The organism is Flammeovirga kamogawensis, from assembly GCF_018736065.1.
Classification (GTDB): domain Bacteria; phylum Bacteroidota; class Bacteroidia; order Cytophagales; family Flammeovirgaceae; genus Flammeovirga; species Flammeovirga kamogawensis.
On record NZ_CP076129.1, the window covers coordinates 1,432,923 to 1,456,142 of the forward strand.

Consider the following 23,220-nt stretch of genomic DNA (forward strand, 5'->3'; position numbering starts at 1 on the left):
ATAAAGTGATATCATTTTTAAGAAAAGTACTTATGCCAATAAGGTTTACTTTACTTAACTTTGAAGTATCTTTTAAACTCTTTTTTATGCTCAAAATTTATTTAAAATAGTATCACTCTTTTATAATTTTGATAGTATAATCACCGTTTAAAGGTTAATCAGTGCTGTTTTTTAACTGCTGGTCAATTTTTAATAGTTATTGAGACTTTATTGAACTTGTAAAAGAGCGTAGGCTACTACTTTTATAATTGTAAAGACAACACTAACTTATTTTTTAGAAATGAAAAGAACGATTACTTTAATATCACTACTTTTGATTAGTATCCTAAACTATGGAGCAAACATATCTAGTGATCCCGCAAAATCTGTATTTATAGGTACAACAGAATATGCTACAATCTCAGCAGCTATTACAGCAGCTACAAATGGAGATGTAATTGATATTCATGGAGTGCATACTGAGTCTATTAATATCACTAAGAATATTACTATTCAAGGTGATAATCCTTTAGAAGATATAATTCAAGCTGCTGAAACAAAAGGAGTAGCATCAAGTAGAGTGGTTACAATTCAAGGTTCTGGAAATGATGTAACTCTTTCGAACTTAACTATTCGTCATGGTGTTGCTACTGCCGTTGGTGGAGGTGTTTTTATTGAAAATGCCAATGTAGAAGTAGCCTTATCAAATGTAATAGTATCGGATAATTCAACAAATAAAAATGGTGGAGGTATTGCAGCCATAGGCTCTATCGTAACCATTGATAATAGTGTAATAGAAAATAATGCTACTACATTAATGGGTGGTGGTATTTATGCTGCACCTAAAACAGCATCTACAGTAGATGCTTCTGTAAAAATCACGAACAGTTTAATTGACAATAATTCTTCAACGAGTAATGCAGGTGGCATTTTTGTAGATGGTTCTGTAGATGCAACACATTATTTGGCTGTTGAGTTAGAAAATACAACAGTTTCTAATAATTCATCCTCTGCAAAGGGTGGTGCATTTTTTGGTAAGAATATTAATCATTCAGTTGATGGAGTTTCAAATGTAGCGGTATTATTTAATCATGCAACTATTGCATATAACACTGCTTCAACATCTAATAGTGGTATCTACTTTTATTCTGGAGGAGAGTTTGTCGATTTTACATTAACCAACTCCATCATTTCGTTAAATGATACGGATACAGACAATGACCTTGCATTTGCAAAATCGAACCCTGTTTTAGTAAAGAACAACGTACTTGGTTTAGTATCAGATTTACCTGCAGATGCAGAGAATACATTATCAAGTCAATTTTCTGATGAAATTGATCTAGCTACGGGCTTATCAGATAACGGAACTATTGTAAAAGGGTATGCTTTAGGGAGCAGTAGTGTAGCAATTGATTTAGCAGTTGGAAGTACTGTTTCAACAGATGCAATAGGAATAGCAAGAGGAGATGACCCTGATGCAGGAGCATTAGAAAGAGAAGTAATACCTTTCGATCCAATCAATACGGTATTTATTGGTACAACACAATATTACACAATCACAGAAGCTTTAACTGCAGCGGTAAATGGTGATGTGATTGATATCAATGGTGTACATACAGAATCTATAAGCATAGATAAAAATGTAACAATTCAAGGAGATAATCCTTTAGAAGATATAATTCAAGCAGCCGAAACAAAAGGTACTGCAACTGATAGAGTAGTGAAAATTTCAGGATCTGGTAATGAAGTAACACTGGCTAATTTAACTGTTCGACATGGTGTTGGAACTGGTGTTGGTGGAGGTGTTTTTATTGAGAATGCCAAAACAGGAATTTCTATAGAAAACGTTATTGTATCTGATAACACAAGTCCTACAATGGGTGGAGGTATTGCTGCTTTGGGTTCAATAGTAATGATAGATAATAGTGTTGTAGAAAATAATACAGCAACAACACATGGAGGAGGTATTTATTCTGCTCCTAAATTAAACTCAACTGTAGATGGGAATGTAAAAATTACGAACAGCTTAATTGCAAATAACACAGCAACAAACAATGCAGGAGGTATTTTTGTAGATGGTTCTACAGATGCAACGCACTACTTATTGCTTGAAGCTGAAAACACTACAATTTCTAATAATACAGCATCGGGTAACGGAGGAGCTTTTTTTGGTAAGAATAAGGATCATGATGTTGATGGAGTTTCTAATGTGGCTATTACATTTAACCACGTTACAATAGCATACAATTCGGCAACATCTAATAGTGGAGTTTATTTCTATACAGGAGGAGAGTTTGTTGATTTTACTTTAACAAATTCGATCATTTCTTTAAACGATACTGATACAGACAATGACTTAGCATTTGCAAAAGCGAACCCTGTTTTAGTAAAGAACAACGTACTTGGTTTAGTATCAGGTTTACCAGCAGATGCAGAGAATACATTATCAAGTCAATTTGCAGATGAAATTGATTTATCTACAGAATTTGTGGATAATGGAGGTATCGTAAAAACATATTCAATTGGTAGTTTAGGAAGTGCAATTGATTTCGCCTCAGATAGTGAATTAGCAACTGACGCTTTAGGTTTACCAAGAGATGAAAAACCAGATGCAGGAGCATTTGAAGGAGAAAGTATTCCTTTCGATCCAATCAATACGGTATTTATTGGTACAACACAATATTACACAATCACAGAAGCTTTAACTGCAGCGGTAAATGGTGATGTGATTGATATCAATGGTGTACATACAGAATCTATAAGCATAGATAAAAATGTAACAATTCAAGGAGATAATCCTTTAGAAGATATAATTCAAGCAGCCGAAACAAAAGGTACTGCAACTGATAGAGTAGTGAAAATTTCAGGCTCAGGCAACGAAGTAACACTGGCTAATTTAACTGTTCGACATGGTGTTGGAACTGGTGTTGGTGGAGGTGTTTTTATTGAGAATGCCAAAACAGGAATTTCTATAGAAAACGTTATTGTATCTGATAATACAAGTTCTACAATGGGTGGAGGTATTGCCGCTTTGGGTTCAATAGTAATGATAGATAATAGTGTTGTAGAAAATAATACAGCAACAACACATGGAGGAGGTATTTATTCTGCTCCTAAATTAAACTCAACTGTAGATGGAAATGTAAAAATTACGAACAGCTTAATTGCAAATAACACAGCAACAAACAATGCAGGAGGTATTTTTGTAGATGGTTCTACAGATGCAACGCACTACTTATTGCTTGAAGCTGAAAACACTACAATTTCTAATAATACAGCATCAGGTAACGGAGGAGCCTTTTTTGGTAAGAATAAGGATCATGATGTTGATGGAGTTTCTAATGTGGCTATTACATTTAACCACGTTACAATAGCATACAATTCGGCAACATCTAATAGTGGAGTTTATTTCTATACAGGAGGAGAGTTTGTTGATTTTACTTTAACCAACTCCATCATTTCTTTAAACGATACTGATACAGACAATGATTTAGCATTTGCAAAAGCGAACCCTGTTTTAGTAAAGAACAATGTACTTGGTTTAGTATCAGGTTTACCAGCAGGCGCAGAGAATACATTATCAAATCAATTTGCTGATGAAATTGATTTATCTACAGAATTTGTGGATAATGGAGGCATCGTAAAAACATATTCAATTGGTAGTTTAGGAAGTGCAATTGATTTCGCCTCAGATAGTGAATTAGCAACTGACGCTTTAGGTTTACCAAGAGATGAAAAACCAGATGCAGGAGCATTTGAAGGAGAAAGCATTCCTTTCGATCCAATCAATACGGTATTTATTGGTGATAAGCAATTTTATACAATTACAAGTGCATTAGCTTCTGCTGTTAACGGTGATGTAATTGATATAAATGGTGTACATACTGAATCATTTAGTATCACAAAAAATGTAACAATTCAAGGAGATAATCCTTTAGAAGATATAATTCAAGCAGCCGAAACTAAAGGTACTGCAACTGATAGAGTAGTAAAAATTTCAGGATCTGGTAATGAAGTAACACTGGCTAATTTAACTGTTCGACATGGTGTAGCGACTGGTGTTGGAGGAGGTGTTTTTATAGAAAATGCAAACAATCTAATTACATTCTCAAATAGCATATTTACAGATAACACTTCAACTACAAATGGTGCAGGAGTAGGTATTGCAGGTTCTATTGTAAAATTTGTTGATTGTACTTTCGAAAATAATGAAGCAACATCTAGTGGTGGAGGTATTTATATTTTCCCCAAATTAAATTCAACGGTAGATGCTGATGTTGAGTTTTCAAGATGTTTGATAGCTAATAATAGTGGAATTAATGGTGCCGGATTATTTATTGATGGTACAGTAGATGATACACATAAAGTTGATGTATTTATAGAGAATACAACGATTGCTTTAAATTCAGCTTCTGGAAATGGAGGAGGAGTTTTCTTAAAGGGAAAACACTATACTGCTACGGAAGTAAATAATGTATCTATAGAGCTTAATCATGTTACAATAGCACAAAATGATGCAGAAAAGTCAAATAAAGGACTGTATGCTTATGTTGGGAAAGTACCAGATACAGATACAAATTTTGCGGGGGTGAATATCTCGATTAATAACTCTTTAGTATCGTTAAATGGAGAAACAACAGAAAATGATATTTCTTTTGGAAGTATGGTGGCAACATCTGTTAAAAACAATGTTTTTGGTAAAGTAAATGCCTTACCAGAAATTCAAGAAAATACATTAGTTGGAAAGATAAGCGTTTCTGTAGTAGCAAATGAACTTACAGATGAAGGAGGTAAGGTTAAAGTATTGGTAATTAATGGGGCAAGCGAAGCAATTAACCATGCAGATATCACTACTGCCTCTTCAGTAGATGCAACAAATAAATCTCGTGATGAAAACCCTGATGCAGGCGCCTTTGAAGGAGACGCTGATGATGTAACACCTCCACCAGTAGATCCTGATGCACCAATTGTTTGGTTGGGAACACTATCAGGAGATTGGACAATTGCAGCAAATTGGGAAGGCAATAAAGTACCAGAAAGTACTCAAAATGTATTTATTTCTGCTGATGCGGTCAATATTCTAACAATTGATAATTCTAACTTCACAGTAAATAATTTAGAAATTGAAAATATTGCAACAGTTTTTGTTGAGAATGATTATGCATTAATCGTAAAAGGTGATTTAACAGGAGTTGGTAATGGTAAAGTTTTTGTAAAATATGGCGGTAGTTTAATTACACATGGTAATGTAACTGGTTGGAACCATAAGTTTACCACTCAAGATAGTTTTGGGTCTGATGAATATAAATTAGTTGGTTCAACAGGTATAAAGACTTCAGTTGATACTGCAAAAGCAATTGTACAAATCTATGACCCTTCTTTAGGAAATTCAGAATGGTTAGATAACTTTTACAATGTTGAAGGCAGTGAAGTACATGTAATGGAGCAAGGAAAGGGGTATTTAAAAAATGATTTAAACATTACCTTCTCCGGAACACCAAATACAGGTAGAATTGAAGTGCCATTAATAGCTGATGGAATAGATTTAATTGCTAATCCTTACCCTGCTGCAATTTCATTCGATAACTTTATTGAGGGGAATGATAATGTGGGTGCAGTTTATATGTTACACCAATCATCATTAAATGATTCTATGCAGGATGAGTACACAACGGTTTCTAGATTAGGAGCAACAACTCCAAATGGATACAATTGGGAAGGGTATATTCGTCATTCAGAAGGTTTCTTTGTTGAAACACTTGGAATAAATGAAAAGGCATTCTTTGAAACTGAAATGACAATTGAAAATATCCGTTCTTTCCGTTTAAATTATACGCCTTTGAACGCAACTTTTGAGACAATTAAACTTGCTTTAACTAATGATAATGGGGTTCAAAATCAAGTAATTATCGGATTCTCAGACCAGGGGTCTAATGCATATGATTACAGTTTAGACGCTTATAAAAAAGACGGTTTAAATGGTGTGAAAATTTATTCTAAAATTGATGAAGGTGAGTTGGCAATTAACTGCTTGCCAATTTTTGAACAGTCAATATCATTACCTTTATACATTTCTGTAGATGCACAAGGGGAATACAATATTAGAATACCTCAACTTACAAATATGGAAAAATACAATATTGGTATTGAGGATGTGCAAACTGGTAAAATAAAAGTAATGGAGAAAGAAGATGCGTTTTCTTTCATATCAGATGTAACAACAGATGAGCACAGATTGAATTTAATTTTATCTACAGAAGAAATTATTACCTCAATCGATGATCAGTTGAATGAAGGTGTTATAACTATTAAACCTGATGGTATTTTCTTCTTAAATAAAGCATTCAATACTACAGTTCAGGTAACAGTTTTAGATGTGGTAGGAAATGTATTATTACAACAATCTATTACTGAAACACATGTTCCTTACGGTTTTGAAAAGAATAAAGTCTATATCGTGAAAGTAGCTTCTGAGAACGGAGTAGTTACTAAAAAAGTAATGTTTTAAACTAATCTAAGACAAACATTAGAGAGTAGTTAAACTACTTTAAACAGCTCATTTCCTTTTTGGTAATGAGCTGTTTTTTTATGAAGTATTTCATACTTGTAAACCAATTAAATTAGATGCAATTTGACCTAATGCGACTATCTACTAATTTTTACCCTCAATAATCGAAAGTGGGCTTTAAATAGGTTTAATGTAGCTTTTATGGTAAAAAATAGAACCAAAAAGGTTGAAGATATGACCTAAAACTTCATCAATAAAAGTGTACTATTTACATATCGAAAAAAAAATTTCTCCTTTGTAAAGACAGAAACGATAAGTATTTCTTATTCATTTTTATTGTATAGTAATTCACATTCACTATGAAAAAAATTAGTAACCAACTTTTAAAAAATTATAAACAAATAGTTCTTTTCCTCACCTTACTTTTAATTGCACATTCACCAAAGGTATCAGCAAATAATATTACGATAGAAAATGCTAGTATTGTTTCTCAAAATACAGGCGAGGGTACAGCAATGATAGGTTTTGATATAAAGTGGAGTAACTCTTGGCGAGTAAGTTTTGGACCTTCGAATTGGGATGCAGCATGGGTGTTTATCAAATACAGAGTTAATGATGGAGATTGGCAACATGCTAGTCTAAGTTATGTAGATGGCACTGGAGCTAATGATGGACATATTGTACCTACAGGAGCAGAAATAAATTCAAAAGCAGATCATCTAGATATAGAAAGTTATTCTCATGGTGTATTTATTTATGCAAATTCTAATCTATCTCAATCTACAGATAATGCAAATTATACGGGCGCTCAATTAAAGTGGGAGTACGATTATGATGGAGTGCTTAGTTCAGATAATATTGATATTAAAATTTTTGCCATTGAAATGGTATATGTACCCGAAGGTAATTATATGTTAGGGGCACAGAAGACAGGATTAGAACAAAAATACATAAGAAATACAGCTTCTGATGATCCTATAACTATTACTAATGAAGGAGCACTAGATTTTGCTATTGCTGATGATCCAGATGATGGTGTTTCAAAAACAGATTATTCTCTTGCTGCTAGTTTTCCTAAGGGATATAACTCGTATTATATGATGAAGTACGAGATTACTCAGCAACAATTTGTTGATTATTTGAATACAATACCTACAACAGAAATTAATAATAAATCAAGAATTGGAGTTCAGACAACATATAGGTTTGGTTTATCAAAATCTAGTAACATAGTTTCATCAATTTACCCTTATTTACCAATGAACTTTATGAAATGGGAAGATTTAGCAAATTACCTAGATTGGGCTGCATTAAGACCTATGACAGAACTTGAGTTTGAAAAAGCTGCCCGCGGTTCAGATAGTTACAATATTGCAGGGCAATATGCATGGGGAATTTCGACAATTGTAACAGATGTTTATACCTATTCGAATGCAGATGCAGAAGATGAAGGAATTGCAACAAACTATGGTGATGGACAAGGAAATGCTATTTGTCTAACCACTTCTTCTAGTTACCCAGTAAGAGTTGGGATTTTTTCTGCAAACGCGGATTGTAGCAGTAGAGCAGAAGCTGGTTCTTCCTATTACGGAATAATGGAATTATCAGGTAATGTAACTGAATTTGTAATAAATGCAGCAGATGCAACAGGAGCTCTTTTTGATGGGACACATGGTAATGGAGAGTTCGATGGGTTTAATAACTTTGATGTTTCTAGTTGGCCATCAGATTCTAATGGTATTGGTAAAAAAGGAGGCTCATTCGGTGATGTAGCAAATAGATTGTTGGTATCAGATAGAGGGTTAATGACAGTAACCTTAGTAAGAAACCAAAAATTTGGTGGTAGAGGAGTAAGAACTGCACCTTAAAAAATGATGTTATGAAAAATATAATTCTTTCACTATGGTTTTTCTTTCTTACAGGTTTATCAAATAATTATGCACAAGATATTTTTAGAGGAGGTATAAAAGCAGGGGATGTAAAATTAGCATTTAATTTTACTAATAATTTAATTTATAATGGAGGTATTGGTGCAGGTGTTTCTTATACTTCTTTATCAGTAGGTGCTTCTGAAACATACTTTATTGGAGGGAATAGCTCAGGGAGTACGTTTACATCATTTTCATTATATCAAGATCAAGAAATTTTTTACGGGGGCAATGCAAATGGTTCTTTTAGTTATTTATTTTATGTAAATGCAAGTAGTGATTTACCTATAAGTCTAATTGACTTTTCTTTGACTGAGAAAGAAGGTAATGTAGAAATAGATTGGTCTACAGCTTCTGAACAAAATAATGATTTCTTTATTTTAGAACGAAGTAAAAACCAAAAGGATTGGTTAGAAATAGCTACCGTAGATGGTGAAGGTAATAGTAATATTCAACAGAATTATTCTTTTGTTGATAAACCAAACACTAATGGAAAATTGTATTACCGTTTATCACAAGTTGATTTTGATGGTACTTTTGAGATAGTAAGTTCGGCATCTATAAATTTGTCCAATACAGGAATTGATATTTTGATTTACCCAAATCCATTTGATATTACCTTAACTTTTTACTGTGAAAATTTTAATGAAAGACAATTTGTAATCTTTTCAATTGAAGGTAAAAATATAAGCTCTGAAATTGAGGTAATTGAGAAAGGAGAAGGAAGGTTTGAAGTAAATACAAGTAAGCTTAAAAAAGGGCTTTATTTTCTGAAAATCAATAATATAACTAAGAGATTGATAAAGAATTAAGTTTGTTAATAAATAGATGTATGATACTTTAAAATATTAGTAAAATAATAAAGAAAAGAATAAAGACCTAGTTTTTGACTAGGTCTTTATTAGTATGCAACATTTGGCACAATTAGTTTACCAATACAAAAGCTCCCCAATAATAAGGTTTAGGGTATTCTTTCATAACAATTAGTTGTGCATTTTTAAATGCTAACTGCTTGTCGTTTGTTTTTACCCACTCCTCATAAAACGTATTCATAAGTAATTGAGTAGCGTGGTCGTCTACACTCCATAAACTCATAATAATAGATTTTACTCCAGCAATACTAAATGCATATTGAAGCCCCGAAATACCATCTCCATCGGCAATTTCAGATAAACCAGACTGACATGCAGAGAGTATCAAAAGTTGGGTATCAGTAAGGTTAAGACTTTTAACTTCATAAGCTGTTAAAATTCCATCATTACCAGAAAAATAAATATCCTCTAATTTTCTATCTTCACGTTGTGCAATTTCAGTAAAGAACAAACCAGATTTCAATAAGTTATTAGAAGATACAGGATTATTCATTTGGTCAATAAAAAAACCATGTGTAGCTATATGTATTATAGATGGAGAATTGTTTATCTCTTTAAACTTAGCTTCTAAAGCTTGGTCTTTTGTATATGATGTTACATTCCATCCTTTTGCATTAAATACTTTTTCAGCATTGGTAATTTCTTTTTGAGTGCCAGGTAGGTTTTCTAAATCAAAGTAATACCCATTTGTTCCTCTAGATTTATGTTGTTTAATTTCTTTCCCATCACTTTCAGAAATTTGAATTTCTTTTTGGAAAGAAGGATTACCAACAAGAAGAATATCTTTATTTATAAATTGATCTTCCTTTTTATCTAGTAACTCTGCTGTACTTGTAAGTAAATGTATATTGGCCTCTTGTAATAAGATTTTTTTTGTTGTAGGATTCTTAAGCACATTAAGGTTAATTACATTATACACACCATCATTACTTATATAGTAATTTTCTACATTGATGCCTAAAGAGTCTATATGATTTTGGATAGGTTTCCAGAAGTAGTTATAAGCACCTGAATTACTTTTTTTAGAAGAATAAACAAGTGATCTATTCGAAGGACTTGTTTCGTGTTGGTATTTAAACCATCCGTCAAACTCAAGGTGATCGCTATTACCTAAAGCTATAATTGATGGACTTTCATCCCCCTTTTTTATCATTAATGCAATGTATTGATCATTATAGTTATCATCAATAGAAAGTAATTTAATAATCTCAATAGCAACATCTTTTTCATCTAGCTTTTCTGCAATATCTTCCCAATTAAAAGAGGGGGGAATATCTAACTGATCATCCAAAGCATTACTCGCATAAACTAAAGATTTCTCTAAGTTATTTATCTTATCATTTGAAGTAAAAAGATCAAAGTAGAGCTCGTTTCTTTCTTCATCAGACATATAATTTATTGCGGCTAATTGAGATTTCATATGGTACAATTCATCTACATAAGTAGAAAGATTATGTTCTTTACGGATATCAACTAGAGCATCGATTTTATTTTTTCTTTCTTGTGCCTCTGTTAAAAAATACTTTCTGTAATTCAGCTGGATATTATAACATTGCTTTATCATTCTATCAGAAAGATTATCTTTATTGGCTAAAACCATTGTAAAGAAATAATCGAAAACAGATTTTGTATTATGAATGTATTTTATTTTTTCATCCTCACTAGAGAATTTTAAGTTTTCATCATATTGCTGAAATCGCTTATTAGTAGCTTCAATAATGGTTTTTTCTGCTTCGTTTATATCACCTTGCATGGCTTGTAAATAGGCAATTCTTGCAGATAAACCCGGTTGATAGATAGAACTTTCTTTAAAACTTCCTTTAAGTTTCATATAAGCAGTATATGCTTCGGCGTATTTTTTTTCTGATAGGAAAATGTTTGCCTGCGCTTCAATAATTCTTAAGTTATAAAACTCATCATGTTGAATACCTAATTTTTTAGATATCATTTGAGTTTCATTAAACTTATTCATTGCTAAATCGTATTCTTTTCTTTTAACAAGCAACTTGCCTTGAATAAAGTTTGCTTTAACAAGTAAGTAGTGAATTGGTAACCCTTTATCAGAAAGTGATTTTTTTAAGGCTTCAACATTTTCATATAAATTAGTAGTATCATTTATATACAGCTGAACTTTATATTTGCTTAGTAGAATTTTGTAGTAATCAATAGTTGAATCCATTTTTCTCTTTTTAAGAAAATTGAGTTCAGTCTGAACAGCTTTTAAAGCCTCAGTTTTACGTCCTAAAATTAGATCAAGGTCTACAGTAGAAATCACTCCTTGATTATAATGATGAGAATAATGAATTCTTTCTTGTCTAATGATAGAAATTAGTTCAGTAAGCTTCAATTCAGCATTGATATAGTCGCCATAATTTAAGCAAATATTACCTTCAGTTCGAAGTGTATAATGTCTTAACTTATTATCACTAAATGGAACACCCTTTGTTTTAGCAAGATATTCTTCAGCTTTTTCAGTTCTACCTTGGTGAAGATATATAGTCGCTAAATCTAATAAAGTTCTTACGTAAAGATCATAATTTTTGGTGTTCACTAGTTTACCTTCAAGGTAAAGAAGTAACCTTTCTTCAGTTGCAAATTGAGATTGTAACTTTGAGAGTTGTGCAATTTTATATAAAGCAACAACATAAGAGGGGTGTTGTTTACCAAGATGGTTGTTTATGTACTTTTGATAATTATCAAAATATAAGTACGCATTAATATAATTTTCTTTTAAAATTTCAGCATTACCTATAGTAAATAAAAAGTGTGCGTATAGTGGGCTTTGCTGAAGTTTTTCTTCTTCTAAAATTACCTCAACTTTTTTTAAAATCGCTAATGCTTTATCTTCTTTGTACCAATCTATATATAACTGAGATAACAAAATTTCTATCCACTCTTGTTTTAAAAATGGGCGATTGTATTTTTGAACACATTCATCATTAAACTTTAATCCCTTTTCAAAGTATTCTTCTGCTAATTCAAATTTACCTAAAGATTGCTCTACCAATGCATGGCTAATATAGGTTAACCCATAATCTATGTGTTCTTTACCTAATGTTTTCTGATAAATCATTTCGATTTCATTAAGTAAAGGAATACAGCCAAAGTCGTCTCCAAGTTGACTCATGCAGATCACTTTATAGTTTAAAGCTCTTCCATAGTCAGGGTAAAGCCAACCGGTAGTATTATCCATAATTTCAAGAGCCTCATTTAAACGTTCTAAAGCAAGGCTAAATTCTTTTCGACCTATATCATATCTAGCACTTAGAACTAGAGGAAGAATCATATTAATAGAGTTTTCTCCATGGGTTTCTCGAGTAACCGATATCCATTCTTGAGAGAGAGTTATTGCTTCTTGTAAATGCCCTGTATGTTGAAGGAATAAAATACTATCATTATAAGATGTATTTTGAAGAGGTTTACCCTCATCTACAATTGGAAATGCAACACATTTTATTACAAAAAGGAATGCAAGTAAAAAGGAATTAATAAATTTCATTAATGAAGTAGGTACTGTTTGTTAGGGATATTATTAGGTCAAATCGTTTAAGTTAACAAATGTAAGTCATTAGTTTGTTTTTAACAACTGTTTAGAGATAGATAATTAATATTTTGCTTTAAATTAGTTGATCTGATAACATTGTATATTATTTTTTTGATTTGAATACCTTTAATTAATTAGAAGCAAACAATTATCAAAATCAATAAATTGAATTAATCTAATTAAACTATTTTTTAATTAATTATCATTCTTATGTTGTCATATGGAACTCAAAAGAATTAATTTGCTATTCTTATTAAACCATATAGAAATGAAAAACATAAAAACATTATTTTTCCTATGCTCAATAGGAATATCTTCTTTAGCCTGTGCACAAGAAAAATTTAACTACCCAGGTAAATCAAAGCAGAAAGTAGAAGCAACAGATAAAATTACTTATACAACTACAAGGACATACCCAGTACAAGAAATTGCATCAAAATCAAAAGCAAAGCGTCCTAAAAATATTATTGTTATGATTTCTGATGGAACAGGAACATCTCAATTTTTTACAGCTATTGCTGCCAACAATAATCAGGCTTACATAGAGCAAATGCCTATAACAGGCTTCTCTAAGACGGCTAGTAAAAATAAGTTTACTACAGATTCTGCGGCAGGGGGATCTGCTATTGCAACAGGGCATAAATCTAATAATGGTGAAATCGGTTTAGATGAAAATGGCCAGCCAGCAAAAACATTATTAGAAATGTGTGACGAACAGGGTAAATCTACAGGTTTAATAGCCACTTCATCAATTACGCACGCAACACCTGCTTCTTTTATAGCACATCAGCCCTCAAGAAAGATGAACGATGAAATTGCAGCAGATTTTATGAAAACGGATATAGATGTTTTTATTGGAGGAGGAAAAAAACACTTTGGAGATAGAAAAGACGGTAAAGACTTATTAAATGAATTGGATAAAAAAGGATACAAAATAGCCTATACTATTGATGAGGTAACTGCAACTACTAATGGTAAATTGGCTGGTTTACTTGCTGATAATGCAATGCCACCATATACTGAACGAGGAGATGTTTTACCTAATGCTGCAAATACTGCTGTTAAATTATTAAACCAAAATAAAGAAGGTTTTTTCCTTATGGTAGAAGGCTCACAAGTAGATTGGGGTGGACACAACAATAATACAGAGCTATTGATTACAGAAATGCAAGATTTTGATTATACGCTTGGTGAAATGTTAAAATTTGCAGAAAAAGACGGTGAAACACTAATTGTAGTAACAGCAGATCATGAAACGGGAGGTTTTTCTGTAAATGGTGGTGATCCTGCAAAAAATACATTAGTTACTTCATATACATCTACTCATCATACGGCTACAATGGTTCCTGTTTTTGCCTATGGGCCAGGTGCAGAAGAGTTTTCTGGTATTTATGAAAATACAGAGATAGCTAAAAAAATCATGAAATTGATGAAACTTAAATAAGTTGGAAAAGAACTTATTTTATAATGCACGCTGTAAATATTTATAGTGTGCATTTTTTTGGCCTACTATTTGGATAACATATAAAAGTATGACTATGTGATACTTATGTTTTATTTCTCAGTACATATCATTTTCACAATTATGAAGTTACTATTTATAGTAGGTATTATTTGTATGCCTATTTACTTAAATGCCCAAGAAATTATTAAATCTTCTATTTCAACTAAAAGCTGTACAACTATTAGTATGGGTGTTGAGGAAATTAAATTACATATAGCACCAAATTCATTTAAAAATCAAGATGGTGATTTTGTAAATTCCGATATCTCTATTGTAATGCAACTCTATAAAGATTATTACGATATGCTATTTGCTGATATTCCAATGCATGATAAAAAAGGGAATTACATTTCGGGAGGAATGTTTGAAATTACTTTCTTATCAAAGAATACACCTTTAAAAGTTGTAAGAGAAGTTATTGTAGAATTCCCATCAGATGAAATGGATAATGCGGTATATAAAGGTTTTAAATTAGATAAAGAAGAAAGTGAATGGAATGAATTACATTCTCCTGTTTTAAACTATGCAACAAACATAGCTTCTGACGATGATGATTGGGGGAGTTCTGCTATAGAATCTATAAACGAAGGAAACGGAGAATGGGGTGACGATTGTTGGTGTGGAGAAGAAAGTGAAACTTTTAAGTTTATTGGTAAAACGCTAGGAATAAAAAGTAATGGTTTATACAATTATGATTATATAATGGATAATGAAGATTTTGTTCCATTACTGGTAAAGGTTTCTAAAGATATCGATAAAGTCTATGTTCATTACAAGGGATTGAATACATTATTGTATTACAATGTAGAAAATGATGGTTTGGTTGGTAATTTTGGTTTTTTAAAATCCGTTAAAAGATCTGATATAACTGTTTTTTATAAGAAGGGAAGTCAGAATACAGATCAAATAGTTATAGGTAAAATGACGAACAAAATTGATGAGTTGTTATCTGATAAAAATATTACATATCAATTAGTATTTGATATAAACAACTACCCTGTTCAGAAATCAAAATTCATATCAAAATTCGAAGCAAAATGAACAAAAAATACTTATTGATCATCTTGTTACTTCATACTTTTTTAGGGTACTCTCAAAGTAGACAAAAAACGAATATATCTTATAAAGAACGTGTACATACTGCCCATAAAGGAAATGAACAATTAAAGCATATTGGAATTACGCTGTTATCAGCATTTCAAAACGGAGAACTGAAAGGTTATTATCCAAACAATACTTCAAAAGTAATGAGTTTTGAGAGTTTCTATTTTCACTTTAGAGGTATACATAACTCTAATATAGTAATGAGTAATTGTGCGAAAACTAAAACAGATTTTACGGAATTATTTTCTTATTTTTCAAATTATTTTGATCTTGCTTTTATTGTAAGGCAGAAGGAAATTGCAAATAATTTACATCAGCAACCTGAATATTTACAACTTTACTTGTCATCAGATTATTCTCCATCTGGTATTGAATACAAAGGCCCAATATTTTTAATTGATGATATTATTAATTTGAACATTGAACTGCCAGTAAAAGATAATCTTGCTGTAAAATTATCAGTAGGTAATCTTCTAGTAAATCATCAGTATCAAGCAGAAATTATCTCCATTGATGATCAGATAAAAACACCTGTACATAGGTCAGAAATTGAAGGTACTTTTGCACATTAATTAACTTATTTTTTAATGTTTATTAAGGTGTTTAATCATTATTATTAACAAAAAAAGTGTAAGTTTGTAACTTATAATTGAAATGTGAATGACTTACTGAAGCCTATGAATTAGGCAACTTGACTACGCAAAAATGAACAAATTAAAAACACTCGCACTACTCTTGGGATTAGTATTTTTTACTAATTTTCTAATTAGTATGGACAAGGTACCTGCCATAGACATACTTATAAAAAAGATAAATGATATTAAAAGAATTAAGGTTAATGATGCTATTTATCTTCATACAGATAAACCTTATTATATCGCGGGAGAAAATATATGGTTTAAGGTTTACCTAAGAAAAGCCTCTACACTTTTACCAGATCAATGGAGTAAAAATGTGAAAGTAGAATTGTTAGATCCTGAAGGAGAGATTATTGAAAATAAAGATATTTACGCAGTTGGAGAACATAGTAATGGTGACTTTAAATTGCGTTCAGACTTACCAGAAGGTAGGTATAGGTTAAGAGCATATACAAATTGGATGAGAAATTTTGGAGATAGTACATTCTTTACTCAAGAAGTGCACATTTACCAAATTAATCCAGATTCTTTAAGGTCTGAAGGTATCGTTTTAGAAGATGGAGCTTCTAATGAACAAGTACTTAATAGAACCCAGAAATTAGATCTTCAATTTTTTCCGGAGGGAGGGAAATTGATAAACGATGTAGCCTCTAAAGTAGGGGTTAAATTAGTAAATAAAAGTGGTTTTGGAGAACAATTTAGTGCTTCTATTTTTTCTAAAGATGGAACAGAAGTTACAACTGTTACAAGCAATAAACTTGGCATGGGTAGCTTCTTTTTAATGGGGGCTGTAGATAAAGAATATTATGCAATCTTGGATAGAGATAAAAATTCTAAAAATCCAAAACAATATAAATTACCAAAGGTGAATGAGGTGGGTACTACTTTATTTGTAACCTCTAGTCTTGATAAAGTTAGTGTAAAAATAATCTCAACAGATACAGCTTTAAAAGACGGTGGTTATCTGATCGCATCAACAAAAGGTAAGATAAACTATATGTGGGAATGTCCTCCTAATAGGAAAATAATACCCTTGTCAATGAAGTTGAAAGATGTACAAGATGGTGTTGTTAAATTAACGTTACTGGATAAAACTTTACAGCCAATTGTTGAACGAGTAATATTTAATTATCACCCTCAAAAGGTTAATTTAGTTCTAGCGAAAGAATCTTTTAAAAAAAGAGAGAAGGTAGATATTAATATATCATTAAAAGATGAAGATGGAAATCCAATAATTGGAGAAGCATCTCTTGCAGTAGTTGATAAAAATTTAGTGGATATCAATCAGAAAAAAAATAATATTATTTCTGAGCTTATCCTATCTTCAGAGATACACGGTTTTATAGAAAACCCAATGTGGTACTTCCAAGATTACTCTAAAGAAAAACACTTCTATTTAGATGAATTAATGCTAACTCAGGGATACAGAAAAATTGAATGGTTGTCTAAAGCAACAGATAGCTTAAAAGTTGATTTTATCCCAGAACCAGGAATTACAATAAAAGGAAAAACAAGTAATTTTTGGAACGAGAAAAAAGCACAACAATCAGAAATTAGCATGACCGCTTTAGGAAGTAAATTTGTTCATGAAAGTGTAATTACCGATGACTTAGGCGGGTTCACTTTTACAGGAATGGTCTTTTTTGATACAACTGATTTTATTTTTCAGGCAAAGAAATACAAAGCAAAGAAATCAAAAGTCACAAAAAATTCAGCTATAAATATTTCATTATTTGCAATAGAACCACCACTAACAGCACCTATAGAAGAAGCTAGAGTTGTTGTTCCTTCAAATAACTCTTTAGCTGCTTTTGAAAAAGAGATTTTGAAAATTGAAAAAATAGATAGAGCGTTCAATACAAAAACAATCATTTTAGATGAAATTGAGATTGTAGATACCGCTGAACCAGATGAGTTTGATAGAGCATCTAAAATGTATACTAACTATACTGCGAGATTAGTGACCGATTCTTTAAGTTATGCAGGTGGGTATAATGTTTGGGAGTTCTTACAAATGGAAATGAAAACGGCACAAGTATTACGTAGGGCAGGCTTATTAAATGCATCTGCAAGTATAGATGATGATGGTAATATATTAGAAGCTGATCAAGTACCAGTGGTTTTAGATGGTTTTCCGGCTGATGTAGATATGCTAAGAACCATGAGCATGACAGATATTGGTTTTATAGATGTTCTAGATGCAGCGAGTGGTTCGATGTATTTAAGTAATTCTGCCAATGGTGTTATTGCTTTATACACCCGTCAAGGTGGTGGAGGTTCTTACATAGTACAAGGAGTTGATGCCATAACTAGCCCTGGTTTTTATACGAGTAGGGAATTTTATACCCCAAAATATGATGTTCAAAAAGATGAACACGCAAAGCCAGATCATAGGATAACTTTAATGTGGGAACCAAATATCTTTTTAGATGAAAACGGACGAGCTCAAGTAACATTTTTTACTGATGATAAATCAAGTAATTACCATATAGAAATTGAAGGAATTTCAAATAAAGGCAAACCATTTTATCAGGAAAAAGAATTTGAGACCAATTAGCAAACCTCTCTAATTCTAAATAAAAGAAATATTTTAGGTACTAAGATTAGTAATAATTTTAGTGCCTTTTTTTGTCTGAAATGTACATTTAAACAATTATTTATCATAAATATGGGTAGTGAATATTCACAATCATATTTAAAATAACACTAAAAAAAACAATTAAATTATAAAATTAATAATTTATCAATTATCTATCCTACATTTGTTACGAATAACATAATGTACTCCTGTTCGATTTTATCTTCAATAAACTTATATAAATAATTACTACATCTAATTTATACTACACTTAACTTCATTATTATTTTATGCTAAGATCAATTTTACTACTGATTTTAATGTACAGTTTACTATCAATTCATGTTTCTGCTCAAGAACATTCGGTAACGAATATGGAAGAGACAGGTATTTGGAATGGTCTGTATATAAAAGCTCGATTTTCTAAATATTTTGGATATTATGGAGAACACCATTACAGAACTAGAAATAGTCTAGATGATGTAAATAGTTACGTAGGTCGACCTCGACAGATTTACAACAGGGCAGGTTTAAACATCTTTTTCAACGATTATTTTGAAGCGGTTATCGGTCCAGCATTGGTGGTAAACTTCTCTCCAGATCCTTACAGCGATGAATATGAACCTTATGTGTTAGAACATAGAATTTGGCATCAGTGGTTATTAAAAATGCCGATGATGGGTCGTGTGAAAATGTATCATCAATTTCGTGTGGAACACAGGTGGAAAAAGGACAATGATATAGGAGCTGAGTTTGAATTTACAAATAGGTTTCGCTATAAATTATTTGCATATATTCCTATAAATAAACCTACGATTACAAAAAATACGTTATACTTTTCTCCAAGTGTAGAAATCTTTATGCACTCAGGAGAATCGATTGTTTATAACCCTTTTGAGGATTTTAGAACATACAATGGTTTTGGTTATGTACTAAGTAATAAAGTAACCTTGTTTGCAGGACACATGTGGACCCTCGGTCAGAAATCGAGTGGTTATGAATATAAATCAAGTAATATCTTTAGATTCAATGTATTTATTGGACTAGACTCTAGAAAGAACGGAAGCCAACTTCCTAAAATCAACTTAGGCTATTAATAAATTAAATTATGAAAAAAATTGTATCATTAGTTTCACTTTTTATACTATTTCCAGTAGGCTATTATACCTATAATTATATTAATGCATTAGCAGCTAAAATTGAAAAATTAGAGGCTGTAGAAGGAGAAAATATCAATTTAGCTTTAAGAGTAAAAGCAGATTCTTTTTTATTGGCAGATGATTATGAAAAAGCGCTGAGATTATTTAAAAGTATTGATAGTATGTATAGTACCACGGATTATACTAACTACGCTTTGGATTATATAGATAATAAAAAGGTGCCTTATGAGATGGTAAATGAGCTCGAAAAGCGTTATTACAGTAAACAAAGGTATATCTCATCTTTAAAAAGGAAGCAAGTAAATTTAAATGATAGCATAAACCGACTTAAAAAGAATTATCAAATTTTAGAGACAAATCAAGAAGAACTTCAAACGGATTTGTACCATTCTGAAGGTGAAATTATCAGCCTTAAACATGAACTTGTGGTAAAAGACAAAGCTATTGATAAACTTCATTTTATTAATCAGGATAACGCCGAAATTGATTACATAGGGGAGGTAGCAAATGATATGGCAAATGGTTTTGGGTATGCAATTTTTGAGAAGAAAGGTTTCTATGAAGGATATTGGAAAAATAATAAAAGATACGGTGAAGGCACATATAGCTGGGTAAATGGTGACCGATTTGAAGGGAACTTTAAAAAGGGAATTCGTGATGGCTTTGGAGTGTATTATTTTAATTCTGGGGAAAAATACGAAGGCTTTTGGTCTGACAATCTCCGTGAAGGTTTTGGGGTTATTTTTGATAAAAAAGGAGAAGTTGTTTTTGAAGGTATTTGGGAAAAAGATAAACCCAAAAAGAAAAAATTAGCCAAGTAGTTTTAAAATTCATAGGGGTACTTTCTTTCTAAAGGGAGAAGTTGTTTTGCTTGTTCAATTTCTCCTTTTTCAATTAAAGTATACATTTCTTTGCAAGTAGATGTGATATCCTTAATATCAACTATCCAATCGTTTACATATAGAGAAACAGCTTCCAAAGAAAGTCCAACTTGAATAGATCGATAGGCTAATTTTTCTAGTTGAATATCACGTTCAGGGTCCCATTGAATTCTAACAGGAGAATTCTTTACAGCTTCTTTCCATTCTTCTTTTGAGTGATGAATTGTAGCATCAAAATGAGATAAACATGAATTTTTGATTGCCCATTCCCATCCTTCACGTTTAATAGTTATTGCTAAAACATGCTCTTGTCCTTCTTTTTGTGCCCAACCACAACGGTACATCATCCATAAGAATGAGGGCTTTATCCATGTCATTCTTTCCATTTTGAAAGGCGGTACAAATTTTTGTGCTCGTACAGCAGGCAGGGCTATATGTTTTGAGTAAGCTTGATATACCGTGATAGTTTTCTCATCGAAAACGGCTCTTATTTGATTCATTTAATTGTTGTTTTAAAAGAGCTTCCCAATTTATGGAAAGCTCTTATATAATTTATAATTCTTTTTGATCTTTAATTAATACAAGTGTAAGTTTATTAAAATTTGAAGCTGCATTAATTACATTTCTAAAATATTGATAACTAGATTTCGGGAAAAAAATTGTTTCGTAAACCTCATCTACAGTAATTGTTATTGAAGATGGGCTTTGCGTATAGTCAGATACAAAATAGGCTGCTTTTTCTCCTTCTAAGTTTACGGCATGTTCCTCTTTAATATTTTCTAAGCCTTCTAATTTATATCCTTTTGGAATATTTATAGTGATCTCATGATGATACTTTGTAATTGTACTCATCACAATATCTTGTTGTCTTTCTTTTTCTTGATATAACTCAGATTGCTTACCAATAATTTTACCCACTGAAATTAAGTATTCATTACCCGCTTTTTCAACAAGTTCAGGTGATGTAAACTCCATTTTCATTCTAAAATAATTATCTAGATCAGTAGATAATTTCATGTCTACCCCTTCAAATTCGATCTTTTCAACTTCAAAATTCTCAAAAGCACTTAGAATAACATCTTTAGCAAATTTTTCTTGGATTCCTGATCCACCACTTTGCATTACTGAACGGTAAGAAAATGCTCTATACCCTTGTGCATAATCTTCTAATATTACTTTAGGTAAAGATAAATTTTCATCAAAATTAATAGAGGCAATCACACCAACATTATTAAATTCTGCAGCAAGACCATTGATTTTTTTAAAGCTATCTAATTGTCTCTTTAGCTTCCCAAATTCAACATAATATGAAATAAAAACTGCATTAGTATCAATCAAACCTTGATGAACAGTACCATATCTCATATGATATGATTCAGGTAATAAGTACTTGTGTGATTTCGGGAAGTAGAAGAATATATCATTTATAGAACTAAAAGTAGCAAAATCTTCATCAATAAAACCATCGTATCTACTCGATCCAAATACCAATTGATTTTTAATATCTAATGCTGCAAAACAATAAATATAAAGCTTATATATACCTCTAAGGTTACCATAACCATTCGCTATAATGTTCTTTGGGTTTGTAAAGTTATCACCACTTCCTTTTTCTAGACGAATTGTTGATTTTATTTTATTCTCTACAGCAATAATTTTCTCCTCATCTGAGAGGTTCGATTTTGCTATTTCTTTTACGAACTTATTAGCAACTTTTGCGGTCTTTGGTGATGAAAAACTTTCTACAATATTATTTGTAATATAATACCAAGAGAAGAGATTCTTTTTATATCCATTATTGACTAGTTTGTAATCAAACCTCATCATTTTTGAGGAGTTATAAGCATATTCTTCTTCTTGAAAAGCAGGGATATTCAATTGCTTTAGATAAGTAGTTTTCTTACTTGTAGAGTTTTGGCTTATTTTTGCACTAGCAAGTTTATTGTAAGATTTTGTTTCGAAAGTCCATTGTTTTGGATAAATCAGTCTAATATTGGCTTCTAGTACAGGTACATCAGATTGTATTGTTTTACTGCCCAAAGGAGTAATAGGTGCTTTTAGCGTATATAAATACTCAGCTTCTCCACCGACTTCAAGACCTTCAATCGCAAAAATCTTTACATTACTAATACCTTTTACATTCTTGAGCTCTTTAATATTATCTTTTTGTATTGTTGTAACGTTACCATCTACACCAATAGATCTTACTTGCAAATTAATAATAGTAGAATTTCCTTGAATTGGAATATATACTTTATTGTATTTTTCTATTCCTACATCACTATTAATATGTACAATTTTATGATTTGTACTATATGTTATTGGTTGTCCATTAAAAGGAATGTTACATTCAATAAAGTAATTGTCGCTTATTACAACAGCTTCGTATTCTTTATTTTTTTCACTGATTTCAGTAATTTTTGGTGAGGTTTTCCAACTGTATTTTTCATGATATAGCGTTTGCGCAAAAGTATTTGATGCCAAGAACATCAATGTTATTAATATGATATAGTTTAGTTTCATG

The 23,220-nt window shown here is 31.4% G+C and carries 12 protein-coding genes; 9 read left to right on the forward strand and 3 right to left on the reverse strand.

The features are described 5' to 3' along the window. Positions 1–280 precede the first annotated feature (280 nt). The 3 genes from KM029_RS23825 to KM029_RS23835 all read left to right on the forward strand — a co-directional run bounded on the left by KM029_RS23825 (position 281) and on the right by KM029_RS23835 (position 9,227). Entirely contained in the window at positions 281–6,487 is a 6,207-nt protein-coding gene (locus tag KM029_RS23825) for a beta strand repeat-containing protein (protein WP_144076307.1), read from the forward strand. A gap of 359 nt (positions 6,488–6,846) precedes the next feature. Continuing rightward, positions 6,847–8,355, forward strand: coding sequence for a formylglycine-generating enzyme family protein (locus KM029_RS23830; protein ID WP_144076308.1), 1,509 nt, complete (start codon positions 6,847–6,849; stop codon positions 8,353–8,355). An 11-nt stretch (positions 8,356–8,366) separates the two neighbouring features. Then, a complete protein-coding gene (locus KM029_RS23835) occupies positions 8,367–9,227 on the forward strand; it encodes a T9SS type A sorting domain-containing protein (protein ID WP_144076309.1) in 861 nt (286 codons plus the stop codon). 112 nt (positions 9,228–9,339) lie between these two features. On the opposite strand, the gene KM029_RS23840 is transcribed toward KM029_RS23835, so the two are convergent. Further along, complete coding sequence (locus tag KM029_RS23840) at positions 9,340–12,786, reverse strand: CHAT domain-containing protein (RefSeq protein WP_215586365.1); 3,447 nt, start codon at positions 12,784–12,786, stop codon at positions 9,340–9,342. A 313-nt stretch (positions 12,787–13,099) separates the two neighbouring features. Here KM029_RS23840 and KM029_RS23845 point away from each other — a divergent pair, with 313 nt between their 5' ends. The 6 genes from KM029_RS23845 (at position 13,100) to KM029_RS23870 (ending at position 20,636) form a co-directional block, all read left to right on the forward strand. Next, complete coding sequence (locus KM029_RS23845; RefSeq protein ID WP_158631202.1) at positions 13,100–14,275, forward strand: alkaline phosphatase; 1,176 nt, start codon at positions 13,100–13,102, stop codon at positions 14,273–14,275. Positions 14,276–14,416: 141 nt separating this feature from the next. After that, complete coding sequence (locus KM029_RS23850; protein ID WP_144076312.1) at positions 14,417–15,376, forward strand: hypothetical protein; 960 nt, start codon at positions 14,417–14,419, stop codon at positions 15,374–15,376. Next, positions 15,373–16,011, forward strand: coding sequence for a hypothetical protein (locus tag KM029_RS23855; protein WP_144076313.1), 639 nt, complete (start codon positions 15,373–15,375; stop codon positions 16,009–16,011). Before KM029_RS23850 ends, KM029_RS23855 begins: the two co-directional genes overlap by 4 nt. 133 nt (positions 16,012–16,144) lie before the next feature. After that, positions 16,145–18,634: an MG2 domain-containing protein gene (locus KM029_RS23860; RefSeq protein ID WP_184679499.1), complete on the forward strand. Its 2,490-nt coding sequence runs from the start codon at positions 16,145–16,147 to the stop codon at positions 18,632–18,634. Between the two features lie 341 nt (positions 18,635–18,975). Then, positions 18,976–19,752, forward strand: coding sequence for a DUF2490 domain-containing protein (locus KM029_RS23865; protein ID WP_158631203.1), 777 nt, complete (start codon positions 18,976–18,978; stop codon positions 19,750–19,752). 11 nt (positions 19,753–19,763) lie between these two features. Next, positions 19,764–20,636: an MORN repeat-containing protein gene (locus KM029_RS23870; protein ID WP_144076316.1), complete on the forward strand. Its 873-nt coding sequence runs from the start codon at positions 19,764–19,766 to the stop codon at positions 20,634–20,636. Between the two features lie 2 nt (positions 20,637–20,638). Here KM029_RS23870 and KM029_RS23875 read toward each other — a convergent pair whose 3' ends face one another. Continuing rightward, complete coding sequence (locus KM029_RS23875; RefSeq protein ID WP_144076317.1) at positions 20,639–21,196, reverse strand: DUF4291 domain-containing protein; 558 nt, start codon at positions 21,194–21,196, stop codon at positions 20,639–20,641. Between the two features lie 52 nt (positions 21,197–21,248). Continuing rightward, entirely contained in the window at positions 21,249–23,219 is a 1,971-nt protein-coding gene (locus tag KM029_RS23880; protein WP_144076318.1) for a DUF3857 domain-containing protein, read from the reverse strand. Position 23,220 lies beyond the last annotated feature (1 nt).

What these genes read in the sequence shown, in the direction of transcription:
- KM029_RS23825 (WP_144076307.1), top strand. Translation starts at nt 281, where the DNA reads ATGAAAAGAACGATTACTTTAATATCACTACTTTTGATTAGTATCCTA.
- KM029_RS23830 (WP_144076308.1), top strand. Translation starts at nt 6,847, where the DNA reads ATGAAAAAAATTAGTAACCAACTTTTAAAAAATTATAAACAAATAGTT.
- KM029_RS23835 (WP_144076309.1), top strand. Translation starts at nt 8,367, where the DNA reads ATGAAAAATATAATTCTTTCACTATGGTTTTTCTTTCTTACAGGTTTA.
- KM029_RS23840 (WP_215586365.1), bottom strand. Translation starts at nt 12,786, where the DNA reads ATGAAATTTATTAATTCCTTTTTACTTGCATTCCTTTTTGTAATAAAA.
- KM029_RS23845 (WP_158631202.1), top strand. Translation starts at nt 13,100, where the DNA reads ATGAAAAACATAAAAACATTATTTTTCCTATGCTCAATAGGAATATCT.
- KM029_RS23850 (WP_144076312.1), top strand. Translation starts at nt 14,417, where the DNA reads ATGAAGTTACTATTTATAGTAGGTATTATTTGTATGCCTATTTACTTA.
- KM029_RS23855 (WP_144076313.1), top strand. Translation starts at nt 15,373, where the DNA reads ATGAACAAAAAATACTTATTGATCATCTTGTTACTTCATACTTTTTTA.
- KM029_RS23860 (WP_184679499.1), top strand. Translation starts at nt 16,145, where the DNA reads ATGAACAAATTAAAAACACTCGCACTACTCTTGGGATTAGTATTTTTT.
- KM029_RS23865 (WP_158631203.1), top strand. Translation starts at nt 18,976, where the DNA reads ATGTACAGTTTACTATCAATTCATGTTTCTGCTCAAGAACATTCGGTA.
- KM029_RS23870 (WP_144076316.1), top strand. Translation starts at nt 19,764, where the DNA reads ATGAAAAAAATTGTATCATTAGTTTCACTTTTTATACTATTTCCAGTA.
- KM029_RS23875 (WP_144076317.1), bottom strand. Translation starts at nt 21,196, where the DNA reads ATGAATCAAATAAGAGCCGTTTTCGATGAGAAAACTATCACGGTATAT.
- KM029_RS23880 (WP_144076318.1), bottom strand. Translation starts at nt 23,219, where the DNA reads ATGAAACTAAACTATATCATATTAATAACATTGATGTTCTTGGCATCA.